This window comes from Paenibacillus sp. plas6 (genome assembly GCF_057221655.1).
On the sequence record NZ_CM170151.1, the window covers coordinates 2,735,962 to 2,751,634 of the forward strand.

Below are 15,673 nucleotides of genomic sequence, written 5' to 3' on the forward strand. Positions count from 1 at the left end.
ATAATCAACGCTGTGTTTTCAACCCACAGCGTATCAATTGAATCGATACAATAAGAGAGCAAGTTGAACTTACATCCCCACTTGTGGCAACAATCTAGTTTTAATCTAGGGTGTGATTGGATGGACTGTCGAGTCATAAAATTAAGGCACAACCAGCGCAACCATACCACCATAGACATACCACCCAAAATAAACCACTGTACCAATGATAAACCACTTTGTAAATGTCTTTGTAGCTTTAGCGGCAAGTATATTTCCACTATCAGCAAAACGCTTTTCTAACCAACAAGAAGAAATCGCAATACCAGCAATACAAACCGTTGTTAACATTGAGATCAACCCCTTATCAAGAATGTTCCAAGGAATGTTCCTGTGGAATTAATAAAGGAATATGTATTAAGGATTGTCCAATATTCCTATAGTTCGTCAAAAATAGGTGATGAAATGGAATCATGGCATAAACCAATGACAAGATTAGGATTATGGATGAAAGAAAATGGATTAAGTGCTAAGTGGCTTGTAGAGCAAACAGGTTTAAATAAGAATACTGTGACAAGGTGTTTAAGTGATGTGAATTATAAGCCATATGAAAAAACAAAACGAGACATAATCAAAGCAATTAAGGTGCACGATCCTAACATCAACATAAGTGATTTTTGGTGATGGAGAATTACGAAGAAAAGTTAATATAAGCCAGAGAACATTTAACCAAGTAACTCTTAAGGACTGTTATTTTGATTAAATATGATAGCTTGTTGTTAGATATTTTCATTTATAATTTTGATGAATGCATGTAAAGGAGATGTGAACATGGAAAAGATTGTTGAATGGATTAAAGGTAAAATAGGATTTTTGTTTGTAATAATATTTATACTGTGGTTGATTTATGGAATATTAATGTATTTGGTTTTTGGGAGCGAAATAGGTGCTGGAACATTTGGAGATATGTTTGGAGCTATTAATGCCTTGTTTACAGGATTAGCACTTGCAGGTGTAATTGTTTCAAATGTATTTCAAAGTCAAGAGTTAGAACTTCAACGCAAAGAGCTGGCTGAAAATAGAGCTGAATTAAGACGAAATGCAGATGAATTGGCTGAACAAAGAAAAAATATGCAAATCCAAAGATTTGAAACTACACTTTTCAATTTAATTGATGCACATATCAACATTGTGAATAGAATTAATAAAGAAATTCAATTTAAAGGGTATACAGGGAATGAGGAAATAAGATTACATCTTGACTATCAGATGTGTTCATATTCAACCATTACTCAAAACTTTATGCATATAAATAAAATTCTTGAGCAAGAGAAGAATCATAAAATAATTGGTTGGTCTCTAAAAAGTCATCTTGAATCTATAGATAACTTTACGTTGGCTTATAATAACTACATTTTCATTTTACAATTCATTAGTGATTCAAAACAGTTTAGTGATACTGAACGTTTAAAATATAAACAAATCTATGATTCTTTACTTTCTAGAGAATTGAAAGAATTATATAGATTGTATTTAGAGTGTAAAATTGGTAACGGTGATTTAGACGCACAACATCAACTCATGCTTGTGAATAAGTAGTTTAATACTAAATTTTACATTCATTAATGTATATTTTGATGTGAAATTGATGTGAAAATCGATGTTAATTCACATCAATCGACAAAAAATGAAAATAATGAGTGGACAAGAACCTTTAATTTATAAGGTTTCTTACCACTATAACAGATAATATATAAAGGGGATAGTTTCCCGCAGACGGGGCACGTGGAGTGCTGTGTGCGGTTAGTATATACAGGCAAAAAAATTTGATTAAATGAACGGTGAGTGAACTTGAACTCACCGTTTTCATTAACTTCAATTTGTCTTAAAAAGTGATTTATTATCTTTACAATGGCTAAAATTTTAAATTCATAATCAATTTTACTTGAATTTACGGCTAATGGTGTTATTCTTCAACTAAATAATGATAAATATCATATTGTACTGGCTGTTCGAGTAATAAATTCATTGTAACTACTGGGAGTTCATTACCTCTTCCATCATTCATGGTTTCGTTTTTTGCACTACCTTCAACAAATTCTACTTCTCCTAAGTAATAGTAATCTGTACCTTCTCCATCATCTTTTTTCACAAACAAATGAATTCCAATTAAGTGGATATGATTTCCCTTATTAAGGTATAAAAGGGAGTTGAGTTAACGAATAAATACTAAGTACAACTTCGTTCAAAACAGACTAAAATATATATACACTAAGTTTAGCTTCGTATACGGGTGAGGTTAAAATGAGTAAATCTTTGTCAGAAAAATTTGGTAATAGGCTTTATAGGATAAGAAAAGAAAAAAATTTAACTCAATTAGAATTAGCTGAAAAAATTAATGTTTCAAGTGATTTCATTGGGTTGATGGAGAGGGGAGTTAATAGTCCGTCTTTTAAAACACTTGAAAAATTATCAAATGTGTTAGAAATACCGGTTTATCAGTTCTTTAATTTTGATGACAATATAGATATATAAGGAGAAGATATACTTGGAGATTTTAAAAGAACTGGCTTTCGATATGGGGAAAACATTAAAAAATTGGAATGTCAAAGGGATAATTGACAACGAAAAAAGGATATATAGCGTGTCACAAGATACAAAACTACTTTCAAAGGTATTTGAATTATATGTTACTCCTTTACTCATGGAGTTTGCTAGAAAACACAAACTAGAAATAGCGCCTGCAATGACACAAATTCAATATCCTGATTATTCTCTTAGAGGTGAAGCGCTAGGAATTGGTGATAAGTGGTTAGCACTTGATCTAAAATCAACGACAAGAGATTCTGTTAACCCAAACAAAATAGGTGGATTTACATTAGGTTCATTTAGAGGTGCATTAAGAAATCCAACATCTACCCAATATAGTAGATTTCCATACAATGATTATGGGGCTCATTGGTGTATCTGTTTTGTTTACGAGAGAGTAGAGAATGTTAATGAAAATATTGTATATTCTATTGAGGACATGGATAAGATTCCTGATGCTGTAAAGAACATTGATGTTTTTGTACAGGAGAAGCATAAGCTTGCATGGTACACACCAGGAAGCGGAAATACAGCCAATATAGGCTCTGTTAAAACAATAACTGATATCGTTGAAGGAACAGGTCCATTTTCAAAACTTGGAAAAGAAGTCTTTGAAGATTATTGGAGGAATTATCTTCGTCTTGAAGATGCAAAACAATTAGGGTTGTCAGTACAGCCTTACAAAAATATTGATACGTATTTTGAGTGGAAAAAAAAGAGTCTGGGACAAAACCCAGTCAAATGACTGAAAAACTTCTAGTGCTCTACAGAGTATAGTGCTAGAAGTTAATTTTTTAAATAGATAGATTGTCAAGCTAAGTGCGACAACTTTTCCATAATCGCTTCGTGAGCAGTTTTTCAATTCAGATATTTACGTGGTCGATGATTGATTAAATCTAAGGCACATTGAAACCGTAGCTGAAAGCATAGGCAAGACTAGTTCTTCTAGAGCCGTAGCAACTGTTTGTTCCATAGATAAGGCTGAACGGTCAGGCATTTTTACAGCGTAGTAATAGCGTTGTGTTACGCTCGACTAAGGTAGCTAAGCAGCCTTTACTTTTCCCACGGCTAGAAACGACAGTATCATGCTCCCAATCGCCAAAGGATTCACGTTGTTTCACTTCTTTTGGACGATGTTTGATGGATAATCCAAGATTAAAGCGACCTCTGTTTTCACGAGGCTTTCTACGCTTACCCTTATGCCGCAAGAAAGTGGTATTTCCTTGGACTAGCTTACCTTGGTAAGTCCAGCGGTAGATGGTTTTGAAGGATACAGCTTGCTCCGCATAGTCTTGTTACATACGACCTTCAATTTGTTCTGGAGACCCTGTTGCAGCCAATGTATGAGTCAGATAGTGAACTCTGTCTTTCGTCTACTTTCCTTTAGGCTTGCTTTGCATACGTTTATGTTGGTAATCTTCCTGTACATGGGTAGCCGCAGAGGAAAGACTCGTCATACGCTTAAGCTCACGTGACACTGTAGAATGATAACAGTTGATATGCTGAGCTATCGCTCCGCTCTGGCACTCCATCCTAAATTAAATAATGTTTGGATCGGCTACACTGAATTGGACAATTCTCTTAAGGTCTAGTAGATTGAAATCAAATCGACAAAGAACGGAGAGAATGTCATGCAGAAACGTGAGCGTCGGTCATTTACAGACGAGTTCAAGCAACAGATGGTTCAACTTTACGAGAATGGGAAACCGCGGGCAGATATTTTGAGAGAATATGATCTGAGTGCATCTGCGTTTGACCGTTGGGTCAAACAGAGTAGAACAACAGGTTCTTTCAAAGAAAAGGACAACCGGACAGAGGAACAGAATGAACTCCTTGCGCTGCGTAAGGAAATCCAACGGTTGAAGATGGAAAACGATATTTTAAAGCAAGCAGCGCTGATCTTCGGACGAAAATAACGGTAATCCAGCAAAACGCTCATAAGTATCCCATATCGGCCATGTGCAAGATTCTTCAGGTCAATAGGAGTACCTACTACTACGAGAGTAATGAGCAATCATCTGTCGATGATGAGGTGGAACAAGCAATTATCCGTATTTTTGGAGAGAATCAGCGCGTGTATGGAGCAAGGAAGATCAAAGCAAAACTTCAAGAAGAGGGAATGACGGTTTCCAGACGGCGCATTGGACGTCTGATGAAGAAAAACGGCCTGGTCTCGGTCTACACAGTGGCGCAGTATAAACCGCATATGTCGTCATGTAACGAATCGCCGATCCAGAACGAACTGAATCGCGAGTTTGCGAAAGAAGCACCATTGGAAGCCGTTGTGAGTGACTTGACATACGTTCGGGTCGCAAATAAATGGCACTATATTTGTTTGCTCGTGGACTTGTTTAATCGGGAGATCATCGGTTACAGCTGCGGAAAATTTAAAGATGCCGCACTAGTCTATCAAGCATTTGCAAGCGTAAAAGGAGATCTACGCCAAATCCAGCTTTTTCACACAGATCGTGGCAGTGAGTTTAGAAATCTCACGATTGATGAAGTGATCAGCACGTTCAAGATCAAGCGTTCATTGAGTATGAAAGGCTGTCCCTATGACAATGCAGTTGCGGAGGCAACCTTTAAGCTGATCAAAGCCGAGTTCGTGAAAAATCGCAAATTTGAATCGCTATCTCAGTTAAAGCAAGAGCTAGGAACATACGTCAAATGGTTTAACGAAGCTAGGATTCATTCCACACTAGGATATCTAAGCCCATTAGCGTACAAAGAGAAGGCACTTAAGAAATCTGTCTAGTCAGGTGTTGACAATCCAGTTTCTATTTTTGAACGCTCGTTTATGGTAAGATGTTTATAGCTCATGACGAGTTTTCCTTGTAGATGGTGTGTGGTAACTTCATTCTACACGAATTCGTCATGGGATATTTTTTAGGTGTCGCACTTCATATTACAATCTGTCAATACAAAAAGAACACCTTTTGTTAAAATTTAAAAAAATTCAAAAGAAAGGTGTTCCTTATATTTGAAATTATACCATGAATCAATTAGTTTGACCTCTAAATAAGAAGTTAAATTAGATGGAGTAGATATTATTTTGCGATTCATCATTGGGTAGAGAGTATTCCAGATAAGTCATTCTAGTTGCTGTCCATCCTGAGCTGAAAGAAATATTTTTTGGAACATTGAAGGATAATTGTGGTTTCACTCGTTTTTCCGTTTGTGAAAAAAAGGTGGAATCTTAGATTGGACTTGCTCTTATGAATTTAAGGAAATATTTGTTACAAACGTAGCCTAGAATAACAAAATTGGAATCTAAAATGAACAAACGGTGAAATTTGTACTGAGATTTCACCGTTTGCTTGCTTTAAGAGACCAGTTTTGTCTCAGGCTGTTATTTAGATATTTAAGAGTAGTTGCTCAGGCTTCTGTTTATCTTCTATTTTGTATTTAATTTCATTTGCAAAGCCATTTTGAATTATTAGGGCTTCCTGCATTTCATTTCTTAAATTCTCACTCGAGCCTACGTGATAGAAGTGAGAGAATGTTCTTTCTTCTAAACCACTCCAACATTTCTCTAGGTGATCATTATTTCTATACTGGTTTTCTTTCCACATTGAGAGAGCAAAACCACAAGGTAGTTTTCTAGTAACCTCAGCTAATCTTTCTGCAGCTACTACATCCCACTGTGTGTAGTAATCAGTATGTCTGCCTACATAAGGAGGATCCAAATAAACAAAATCATTAGCTTCGGCACGATTTAGAGTGCTCTCCCAATCAGAGCAGACAAACTCCCATTCTTTTCCCTTCATAATATCAGAAATCCACTGTATTTGGTTAACAATTTTTGTTATATAAGCCTGTCTAAATCTATCAGGCTTCCTACAAAATGGAACATTAAATCCACCTTTTTTATTAAATCTCATAACGCCATTGAAACAAGATCTATTTAGGAATAAAAAGTCTAAGGATGAACCAAATTCATTAAATCTTTTTCTTACTTCATAATAGTGTTCTTCACCTACTTCCAAGAGTTTTTTTCCTTCCTCTTCAAGGAAAACTTTAGCTGTATAGGGAGTAATATCTCCACTTTGAATTGCTTTATATAATTTGATAATATGTGGATTAATGTCCGAGACCAATGCTCTTTTCGGCATGATATTAAATAGAACAACACCAGAGCCTAAAAAAGGTTCGATCCATCGTCCTGCCCCATCCCATACAATGCTCTTTGAAATAAATTCAACGAGTTTTGTTTTGATACCTTGGCACTTTATAGGAGGTGCTTTTACATGTGTAATATCCGTAGGTAACACAGGAACTCTCCTTTACTAAGTATTACTTAGTTTTTATTCAATTATAAGTCTTTGTGTATTATTGTACAACTTAATTTAATTATTTGAATGTTTCTTATTTCGAATGTTTTCTCTCTTTATTTTCTTCGCTCATGTTAAATTCTGATCGTGGTGATATATATTGTTTTGAATAATTCAAAACAATATATATCAATTAAATATGTTACAGCATACTGAATTTAATTTGTTTTTATTTTCTATGATAGAAAAGGTTAAAAAAGCTTCTACCATAATATTAAAAATGTGCTTCTAGTCAACCATCTATGATTCAATTATCACCTTGGAGGAATCGCCTCAATCTCTTAATTTTGTTACATAAAAATGCATTTGACATTACTCTTTCCCAAAATATCAAAGCTCAACTTTTTATTTTGAAACAGTGCGCTTTAACAATGTTTAGAAAGGTACAAGAACTAAAGAAGTGAGTTTAAAATATTATGTGTAAATGAAAAATAGAAAAAGTAAGACCTTTTCTTGTAGAATTGAGTTACCATACAGCAATTCATAGAAATAGTTCTTCCCTATGAACCATTTTTACAACAGATTTATTTCTAGCTTTAGTCACGAAGCAAGATGTAACTGGAGTTTTTTGTCTGCATCTTGAAAAAGTGATGAATCACTTACTAGAAACAGAACTAACAGCACTAACAGCACAATGGGAATTACTCACGAACTTTTCATACTTAGTACGGACCTGTTCCTGCAGATTCCTCGTGATCGTAATGGAGAGTTCAATCAACAGACGGTAGCCCATTACAAACGTTCAAACAATCGTTTGTTTCACATGTTTCAAAAGTCACGATGACTGAAATCACTGACTTAATCGAGAAATGTATGGGCATAATTACACGCCACAAACCATTTCTAACATGACAGAGGTGATGGTTGAACAACGTGAATGCATTCTTAAAACGCTCGTTAGCTCAACTGAAAGCGGTGAACAGGCAGAGAAGCATTAGAGCGCATCTACAATAAATAGAATTCTACATACTCAAAAGCGACAAAGGCTTTAACTGAAAATCCTTATATTTTTACTTTTTATAGCTTTCCAGAAGCGATATGGAACAAATCCTTCAACAAACAGGTCAAGAAATACACGAAGCGAAAAGAACAATTTCCTCATAAAGCAGCATTAGAAAAATTTCTTATTTCACAGTTTGGAGGGCATAACCAATGCTTTGCTACACGCTTTCATATTGGATTTGGCAAAGCACGGGGAGAACTCCAAACCATGTTCAAAAAAAATCTGTAACATCAATTCTGCAAGTTAAGTTTATTTTTATTTACACAAAATTATTGACGCTACCCTTAAGAACTATTATGATAACTTGTAACGTAAGTTTTCAGTTCTAATCATATTTATTTTATAGCATCATTCATACTAGTACCTCTTCGCGAAAGATAATAAAACTACAAAATATCTCCATTTGAACACGATATAAAGTAACCCAACACATAACAACAAATAAAACAAGGTGAACGTGAAGTTCACCTTGTTTTATTTGTTAAAATATATCCCTTCTCCACCAATCCCACATCCATGAATAATACTTTCTACTTAGGAAAACAATAAACCAGTAAGCTATATAACACAAAAGGAGACGAGAGCTGATGTCAAAGCAAGAGCAATTCAAAGAGAAAATCGTGCCAAATCAATCACAAGCAAAATCAAATATTGATACTGAAAATGAGTTTGCGGCTGAGTTTGGAGAAGAATTATATGGCGCTCAAGCTCGTGAAGCATTTAGACAACATCAAGCCAATAAAAATCAAAAAACGACTGAATAAGCTGGGACGTAAAGACATATCTTAGATTTATCCCTTAAGTTCACTTAAAAAATAACAAAACAAACGAATGGTAGAACAGATTCTAACAACGAATTCTCTGTCATTCGTTTCTACTTTAAAATCTTCTAGATAAGCAAATTTCTTAGATAAACGTTGAAATGGGAATGAACAAGAAATTACATAACCCTTCGTTAACATGGAAAGTAGTATTTCCGTCTAGGCATTAGCGTATGTAGAAATAGTAAATTATCTAAAAGCAGTAATTCATTATTAAATATCCAACTTCACTTCATTAATCCTCCATGAAAATAGCATTCATATACTTTTTCATGATTACAGTTAAATCTGCTTTTGCTACTTTCATTATACAGAACTTTAAATAATAACTCTGAGAATTAAAGGCAATGCAGAAACTTTGAAATCCTTATTCTTATTAGTTTTTTCAATGGATAAGATCTTTATATTAAAAATAGAAGTAACGCAAGGAAATGCTATTTTGCAATGATAAGATAAATAATTGCAGTGGTAGATTTGATAATAGAAGGTTATCAAGACAGAAAAAAATAAGTAAACAGGTGTAATTTTGCTAGTCAGAATGTGAGTTTTTAAAGCAGTAAAATTACAGTTATTATTTTTTTATCTATCTTATTACATATATATAACAAGATAAATTCCATATGCTATCATAATCACCAGCATCATCATGGGAGCTTAAAAAAAGTGGTGGTATCGATCTAGATCGTTACTAAGCAGAATATACACCATTCAAGGCTGTTAATGGTGGAAATGTATTCAGAATCGAGCCTGGTGCTAATCTGATTCAAGCCTCGTATGGAAGAGAGTTCTGGGTTGAATGGGGTCTTGATCGCCATTATTTTAATTATAATCACCCTACAAAAGTTCATAGAGCAAGTGCATCTAATTACAGAGCAACAGTAAGTAGTGATTGGATGGATCCTACAATTTTAGCTACTACTTGGATCAAGAGCTCATTATGGGGTAATAAAGCTAATTGGGATGTTAAGTAATTATCAGTTTTTAGCATAGTGCAGAGAAATTCTGCACTATGTTAGTTTATTTAAAGGAGTATTCTTCAGTGAAAAGATTACTTTATGTGTTGTTGGCTTTAGTTTTATTCTTTGTAAATTTATTGAGCTATCTTTTTATGAGCAATAAGTACGCTCTTGATTTCTTGTTACAGCTTAGATATGGTGCACAACGTACTTGAAAAAGTTGGACTTGATTCTTCTATATTAAATAAAAAAGTATACCAGTTGAGCGGCGGAGAACAACAACGAATAGCTATTGCCCGCGTAATGCTAAAGCCATGTCAAGTGATTCTCGCTGATGAGCCTACAGGGGATCTGGATAGTTATAACAAGGAAATAATTGTTGGTTTGATTCGGGAATTACAACACTTAGGGAAAACCATTGTTTATGTAACCCATGATCAAGAAATTGCTGACCATTCAGACCGAGTGGTGGATATTACTGCGAAAGGAAAAATAGGAGCATAAAAATTATTGGACAGACAATTGTCAATTGCGTATTAATTCTTGTACTGTCATTTTGCGTAAAATAATTTACCGTCTCTTGCTCTTGAATTACGAGAGCTTGGTGATGTATTGGGGAATTTTTGTTGCAATATTTTTCGTCTTAAATCTACTAACCAATATTTTATTTAATAAATCGGATAAAGGTAATTCAGTTCGCAATCTATAAAAAACGATTTTCCTCTTTACTCTTCCTTTAGGTAATACTTTATATTTAAATTAAACCAATTTTTAGAAGGGAGAGGTTAGAGGCAATGAACAATTTAATTAAGATTAAGGATGTATCCAGCAAGTATGACATTACAGCTCGTACACTGCGCTACTATGAAGATATGGGACTATTGCAAAGTATCCGAAGTGATGACTACGCATACAGAATGTACGATGAGCATGCGATTAGACGACTTGAGCAAATTCTAATTTTACGCAAGTTAAATATTAGTATAAGGGATATTCAACGTGTTTTTAACTCATCTAGCTCTGATGTAGTCTTAGAAGTATTAGAGAAGAAAGTACAGAATATTGATGATGATATTGCGTTGCTATATGAGTTAAAGGAAATCGTCCTCGATTTTATACATGAAATTGAAAAGGTGAATTTTTCGGATAACTCGGATATTAAGCTATTGTATAACAAGGCAAAAGAGATAGAAACACAATTAAAAACGATTGATTATGTTGGCAAGCCATCTAACGTTACTCGCCTGATTGAAATAACGGAAAAATTGGATAGGAAAATCCCAGATATAATGGTCGTCTATATTCCAAGTTTTAAAGCGGTGACAGTGGGCGAACAAACATGGGATGATATGTTCAAAGAAGGCGGATATATGAATCAATTGTGGCAATTTGTGCATCTCTACAAAACTATCATTTTCGACTGTTTCGATTTTCTTCTATTTAAAAAGGATAAAAGCAAAGCCGAGTGGATTTGTGCTGTAAAAGATGGTGTTACTGAGGAGGAATTAAGTCCTTTTAAATTAATAGACTTCCCAGGAGGCATATACGCAATGGCTGTCAGCATTGACGAGGATAATGAAAGCATACAAAAGGTAGAAGACAAAGTTAAGCAATGGATTGAAAATACTAACTTTGTTTTTGATACAGATCGAGATGTGATGTTAAATATGCCTTATTTGTTTGAGGAGGGAAGGGATCCTATCTTTAGCGAGATAGAAAAGGGACTCGGTTATAAGCAAATGCAACGATATTTTCCTATCAAGTTGAAGGATTAGAACTGAAATGTTTCGCATAAAAGCAATATCTTAATAAAAGTAAGGGGCGCTATTTGGCGCCCTAATTTAATGGTCCTAATTACAATCTATCGCAGGCAAAACAATCTCTGCTCTAAATCCTTCTCCAAGTTCGCTGTACAAGTTCAATTCTCCTTGATGTGCTTTAGCAATTCTTGCTACCATCGGTAAGCCTAGCCCATGACCATTTGAACGAGGATGTTTTCTTTTAGATGAATAAGGCAGTTCTAATAGATCAGAAAGCTCATTTTTTGAAATTCCCTTCCCGTTATCTGCCACGATAAAACTGCAGCTGTTATTTTCTTCATTAAAAGATGTTTGCAATCGAATTTCACAGCCGTCAGGGTTATGGTTAATACTGTTTTGAATAAGGTTAGTCATTGCTCGTGTCAACAACCGCTCATCCCCATGAATCTGATGGATTTCATCTAAAATCTCTATTTCTAGTATGTAACGCTCATCTAGACCATTATTTAAAAATTCAGAGGCAATTTGTCTAGTCAGTGCTGATAATCGAATAGGCTTTTTATCAAGCGGCTGCATTTCGTATTCTAACATTGAAACAAGGTTTAAGTCGTTTACAAGAAATTTTAACTTTTCGGCTTGCTGCCGTATAATAGCTGCTTGCTGTCTTTGCTCCGTAAGAATATCATTGTTTTCTTCCAGCTCACTTGCATAGCCAAGCACCATAGAGAGTGGGGTGCGAATCGTGAGAGATTCCTGCTATCCAGTTAGAGCGAGCTTCATCTCTAGTTTTTAAGCTATCACTTCTTTGCTTTAATAAAACTGATGCACGGTTTACGCTTTGTGCAAGATTGGATAAAACTCCTTTAGGCTCTACATATACCTCTTTATCCAGCGCAAGATCTTGTATGCCTTGGGTTAGTGGACGGATGGAGCGAATCAATCTAGAACCGATAAATATTGATAACAATAATGCAAGCGCAATATTTCCAATAAACAAAGATCCCATTTTCATGCCTAAGGAAGTGACCCAGCTAGTTGGTAAAATATATTGATACTTGGATAAACTATTTTTAGGGTAGCCGACCACAATCAGACCATCATCATGTTCCCATGTAAAAACAGGATAATCCATTAAGAAATTTCTGGAAAATTTTGATACGTCAACTATCCTTTTATTTTTTTGTACATATTAACTTATTGTGCAATATTGATTAATAATATTAAAATTTAGTTATATAAAATAGATGGAGGAGATTTTATTGAAGAAATTAGCAATTTTACTTCTTACTTCTATGATATTACTCACAGCTTGTAGTGGAAAAACAGTAGAAAAGGTTGAGCCTACTCAGTCAACAGAGCCAGCTGAATCGACACAGCCGACAGAAACTAGCTCAACTGAGCAAAATTCTACTGAGCAGTCTCAAGATAATCAGAAGCAAGAAGAGGGGCAAGCAGAGACAGAAGAGAACAGTGAAGATCTAGTAGCTCGGGTAGGCGAAGCTTTAAAATATGGAGATTTTAGCCTTGGTCTTGAAGGGGTTTATCTTTATGAGGATAATTCCAATTTTCAGCTAGATCGAGCTGCAGAGGGAAACGAGTTTATTTCACTTGTGTTTGTTGCGGAGAACACTGGAACAGAAGATTATAACATTAACATGTTTCTTGAAGACTCTTATCTTGATGGATTCTCTATTGATCCAGAAATTATGATATTGAACTCGCCAGTTAGCGATCTGTGGGCTACAGTAGCGGGTGGTAAAAAGCATAGAGGGCATCTTACTTATCAAGTACCTATTGATGGTAGTTGGAAAGAACTCGAGTTTTCTTATCAGCCAGAGATTCTCGGAAACTCTTCAACTAAAATGCGTTTTATTGTAACGCCAGAGGATGTACAGCGTTAATCGCAAGATAGAAAAATCCCTAGACTGAACTACATCTCCAACTATTAGATAGTTCTAACAATTTGGAGAGCAGTTCAGTTTTTTTTATTAAAAAATATTGCTATTTTGAATTAACCGTGCTTAACAGAATACTAAGGTGCGTAATAAAAACGTATGAAAATTTTTATTTTGCTCTTACGCTCGTCATACTTATTACATAGTTGATTATTTTTCCTGCCATCATAGAATGATCTACACCATTATCTTTACTGTTAAGATAATAATGTGATCAATATGAATACTATTTATGTGAGCTAAAGCTAATAGAATAGGTTTTAGAACAAAATTATAAAGATTAGTACTTCTTCCTGGTAGTATTGCAATTCAGAGAAAGACTTGTTGGATAGTGGCTAGCGCTCATCCAACAAGCCTTTTTTCTATTAGATAATCATGAGTCATCCTATGAGACGAAATAAATCAAGCAAAACATATAAATTTCCAAATTTTTATAAAAAAGTTTATTGTATAGATAACAAAAAATATCAAAAATTTTCAGGAAATACAGATTATTATATTGAAGAATATAGAAATTGTTCATATAATGTAGAAAAAACTTAACAGCGGAGTGAAAATATGACAGGATATTTAAGTGTGAATCGCAGTATCAAAAGTAACTTGATTATTAGCTTTGTATCTTTATTAGTAATTTCTTTGTTGTTAATGGGTTTAATTAATTATGCAGTTGTAGTTAATCAAACAAAAACAGATTACACAAACTCTATTCATAAAGAGTTGATCCATGTAAATAACGGGATTGAAAATCAGCTTGAATTAATTCAAGAAAATACCTTAATGCTTTCGCAAAATTCACTTATTCAAGAAATAGATTCAAGAATAACTTCGTATGTTGATAAGCAAGATCCTTCCGGCATGAATGAAATGACACCTCTAGAAAATGATCCATTTGAAGCAGAAGTATTCATCACCTTAAAAAAATTCGCAGAATCACATCCTGAAATTCAAAGTATTTCATTAGGAGTTGAGGAAAATGGAGGCTATCTTCGTTATCCAGAATCAGCTCGAAAAAATGGATACGATGCAAGAACTAGAGATTGGTATAAACTAGCGATTGAAAATCCAGATCAATCATTACTAAATACGGTTGCTTATTTTGGTTCAGATGGTACGAATAGTATCCTATCTCTTTCAGCTGTAAAAGATAAAAATAGCAAGGTTATAGGTGCATTAAGTTTGGATGTCCAGCTGGAAGTGCTAACAAGTATGATTGAAGATGTCAAAATTGGTGAAAATGGTTATGTTATCATGTTAGACCAAAATGGCACGATACTGGCTAATCCCAAAGATATTAGTTTAGTTTCAAAAAATATAACCGAGTTAAATATTAGCGAGCTAAAGATTTAAGCAATATTAGTGCTCCATTTGAAACGATAATGCCTGATGGGAAAAAGTATTATGTAAGTATTGAAACTCCTTCGGATTTAGGTCCAAGTTTAGGCTGGACATATATTAGCTTTGTTGAAAAAAGTGAATTTCTGAAAAGTGCGAATAAAATAGGGATGTTAACCATTATATTTATAGCAGTTTTTGCGTTATTAAGTATAGTGGTAACGATTTTACTTGCTAGAAAAATCGCAAATCCAATAACGAATATTAGTCATTATTTGAAATTAATGGGTAATGGTGATTTTTCAGTTGAAATAGAAGCTAAATATTTAAAGCTTAAAAATGAAGTGGGGGAAATTGCTAGATCAACTCAAACGATGCAATCTTCCCTAAAAGAGATGTTATCTACTATCCAAAATCACTCAAATGCGATTAATAGCAAAGCAGAAAATATTCATGAGGTTGCAGATACTGTAGCGATTTCATCGGGTGAGGTTGCTAATGCAGCACAGGAAGTTTCTAAGGGTACTGATCAGCAATCACAGAACTTGATCGATGCGACAGATATTCTTTCTAATTTCGCAAAAGCTATTGAAACGATGTCGTTAACGTTAGCTGATATTCAAGAAAAAACGAATGCTATTAATTCCTTAGCAAGTGAAGGCAATAACAATATGAGTGGGTTAGTGAACTCAGTAGAAAGTGTAGGGGCAAGTTTTAAAGAGTTTGAAGCAAAGATTAGTGAGTTAAGTCAAAACGTAGACCAAATCAATGAGATTACCAATTTGATTAACAGCATAGCAGATCAAACGAATTTATTAGCCCTAAATGCAGCAATTGAAGCATCTAGAGCAGGGGAAGCTGGGAAAGGATTTGCTGTAGTAGCGGGTGAAATTAGAAAGTTAAAGTAAAGAGTCTGCTAATGATATTGCCGAGCTGTTAGGCACAAT

At 34.5% G+C, this 15,673-nt stretch carries 20 protein-coding genes and 1 pseudogene; 14 read left to right on the plus strand and 7 right to left on the minus strand.

Going from position 1 to position 15,673, the window contains the following annotated elements:
- Positions 1-141: 141 nt before the first annotated feature.
- On the minus strand, positions 142-330 hold the full coding sequence (locus tag AC2TDL_RS12310; protein ID WP_484696399.1) for a hypothetical protein: 189 nt from the start codon (positions 328-330) through the stop codon (positions 142-144).
- Between the two features lie 114 nt (positions 331-444).
- Here AC2TDL_RS12310 and AC2TDL_RS12315 point away from each other — a divergent pair, with 114 nt between their 5' ends.
- Positions 445-663: a hypothetical protein gene (locus AC2TDL_RS12315; protein ID WP_484696400.1), complete on the plus strand. Its 219-nt coding sequence runs from the start codon at positions 445-447 to the stop codon at positions 661-663.
- Positions 664-810: 147 nt separating this feature from the next.
- The gene (locus AC2TDL_RS12320; protein WP_484696401.1) at positions 811-1,578 is read left to right on the plus strand and encodes a hypothetical protein; all 768 of its coding nucleotides are present in this window, start codon (positions 811-813) and stop codon (positions 1,576-1,578) included.
- A 367-nt stretch (positions 1,579-1,945) separates the two neighbouring features.
- On the opposite strand, the gene AC2TDL_RS12325 is transcribed toward AC2TDL_RS12320, so the two are convergent.
- Positions 1,946-2,137, minus strand: coding sequence for a DUF3427 domain-containing protein (locus AC2TDL_RS12325; RefSeq protein ID WP_484696402.1), 192 nt, complete (start codon positions 2,135-2,137; stop codon positions 1,946-1,948).
- Between the two features lie 146 nt (positions 2,138-2,283).
- Here AC2TDL_RS12325 and AC2TDL_RS12330 point away from each other — a divergent pair, with 146 nt between their 5' ends.
- Together AC2TDL_RS12330 and AC2TDL_RS12335 are read left to right on the plus strand one after the other, a co-directional pair.
- Positions 2,284-2,514, plus strand: a complete 231-nt coding sequence (locus AC2TDL_RS12330) for a helix-turn-helix domain-containing protein (protein WP_484696403.1) — start codon at positions 2,284-2,286, stop codon at positions 2,512-2,514.
- A gap of 13 nt (positions 2,515-2,527) precedes the next feature.
- Positions 2,528-3,313 (plus strand): type II restriction endonuclease, encoded by a 786-nt coding sequence (locus AC2TDL_RS12335; protein WP_484696404.1) that lies wholly within the window; start codon positions 2,528-2,530, stop codon positions 3,311-3,313.
- A 244-nt stretch (positions 3,314-3,557) separates the two neighbouring features.
- Here the strand turns inward: AC2TDL_RS12335 and AC2TDL_RS12340 are convergent, their stop codons facing one another.
- Positions 3,558-3,827 (minus strand): hypothetical protein, encoded by a 270-nt coding sequence (locus AC2TDL_RS12340; RefSeq protein ID WP_484701159.1) that lies wholly within the window; start codon positions 3,825-3,827, stop codon positions 3,558-3,560.
- 114 nt (positions 3,828-3,941) lie between these two features.
- On the minus strand, positions 3,942-4,100 hold the full coding sequence (locus tag AC2TDL_RS12345; RefSeq protein ID WP_484696405.1) for a hypothetical protein: 159 nt from the start codon (positions 4,098-4,100) through the stop codon (positions 3,942-3,944).
- Between the two features lie 99 nt (positions 4,101-4,199).
- Between AC2TDL_RS12345 and AC2TDL_RS12350 the strand changes: the two genes are divergently transcribed.
- A protein-coding gene (locus tag AC2TDL_RS12350) for an IS3 family transposase (protein ID WP_429776203.1) occupies positions 4,200-5,323 on the plus strand; the annotation gives its coding sequence in 2 pieces (ribosomal slippage) (positions 4,200-4,449 and positions 4,449-5,323; 1,125 coding nt in all).
- A 598-nt stretch (positions 5,324-5,921) separates the two neighbouring features.
- Here the strand turns inward: AC2TDL_RS12350 and AC2TDL_RS12355 are convergent.
- Positions 5,922-6,839, minus strand: a complete 918-nt coding sequence (locus AC2TDL_RS12355; RefSeq protein ID WP_484696406.1) for a DNA adenine methylase — start codon at positions 6,837-6,839, stop codon at positions 5,922-5,924.
- A 569-nt stretch (positions 6,840-7,408) separates the two neighbouring features.
- On the opposite strand from AC2TDL_RS12355, the pseudogene AC2TDL_RS12360 reads away from it, so the two are divergent.
- The 6 genes and pseudogenes from AC2TDL_RS12360 to AC2TDL_RS12385 all read left to right on the plus strand — a co-directional run.
- Positions 7,409-7,799, plus strand: a pseudogene (locus AC2TDL_RS12360) (transposase); the annotation flags it as partial.
- A 690-nt stretch (positions 7,800-8,489) separates the two neighbouring features.
- Positions 8,490-8,666, plus strand: coding sequence for a hypothetical protein (locus tag AC2TDL_RS12365; RefSeq protein ID WP_484696407.1), 177 nt, complete (start codon positions 8,490-8,492; stop codon positions 8,664-8,666).
- 818 nt (positions 8,667-9,484) lie between these two features.
- Entirely contained in the window at positions 9,485-9,694 is a 210-nt protein-coding gene (locus tag AC2TDL_RS12370; protein WP_484701161.1) for a lactococcin 972 family bacteriocin, read from the plus strand.
- 180 nt (positions 9,695-9,874) lie between these two features.
- The gene (locus AC2TDL_RS12375; protein WP_484696408.1) at positions 9,875-10,183 is read left to right on the plus strand and encodes an ATP-binding cassette domain-containing protein; all 309 of its coding nucleotides are present in this window, start codon (positions 9,875-9,877) and stop codon (positions 10,181-10,183) included.
- A gap of 103 nt (positions 10,184-10,286) precedes the next feature.
- Entirely contained in the window at positions 10,287-10,388 is a 102-nt protein-coding gene (locus AC2TDL_RS12380; RefSeq protein ID WP_484696409.1) for a hypothetical protein, read from the plus strand.
- A gap of 85 nt (positions 10,389-10,473) precedes the next feature.
- Entirely contained in the window at positions 10,474-11,454 is a 981-nt protein-coding gene (locus AC2TDL_RS12385) for a MerR family transcriptional regulator (RefSeq protein WP_484696410.1), read from the plus strand.
- Between the two features lie 75 nt (positions 11,455-11,529).
- Here AC2TDL_RS12385 and AC2TDL_RS12390 read toward each other — a convergent pair whose 3' ends face one another.
- A complete protein-coding gene (locus AC2TDL_RS12390) occupies positions 11,530-12,162 on the minus strand; it encodes a sensor histidine kinase (RefSeq protein ID WP_484696411.1) in 633 nt (210 codons plus the stop codon).
- A complete protein-coding gene (locus AC2TDL_RS12395) occupies positions 12,140-12,571 on the minus strand; it encodes a hypothetical protein (RefSeq protein ID WP_484696412.1) in 432 nt (143 codons plus the stop codon). Before AC2TDL_RS12395 ends, AC2TDL_RS12390 begins: the two co-directional genes overlap by 23 nt.
- A gap of 127 nt (positions 12,572-12,698) precedes the next feature.
- Here AC2TDL_RS12395 and AC2TDL_RS12400 point away from each other — a divergent pair, with 127 nt between their 5' ends.
- The 3 genes from AC2TDL_RS12400 (at position 12,699) to AC2TDL_RS12410 (ending at position 15,634) form a co-directional block, all read left to right on the plus strand.
- Positions 12,699-13,340, plus strand: coding sequence for a DUF4352 domain-containing protein (locus tag AC2TDL_RS12400; RefSeq protein ID WP_484696413.1), 642 nt, complete (start codon positions 12,699-12,701; stop codon positions 13,338-13,340).
- Between the two features lie 612 nt (positions 13,341-13,952).
- Entirely contained in the window at positions 13,953-14,741 is a 789-nt protein-coding gene (locus AC2TDL_RS12405; RefSeq protein ID WP_484696414.1) for a cache domain-containing protein, read from the plus strand.
- 29 nt (positions 14,742-14,770) lie between these two features.
- On the plus strand, positions 14,771-15,634 hold the full coding sequence (locus AC2TDL_RS12410; protein ID WP_484696415.1) for a methyl-accepting chemotaxis protein: 864 nt from the start codon (positions 14,771-14,773) through the stop codon (positions 15,632-15,634).
- The last annotated feature ends 39 nt before the right edge of the window (positions 15,635-15,673 follow it).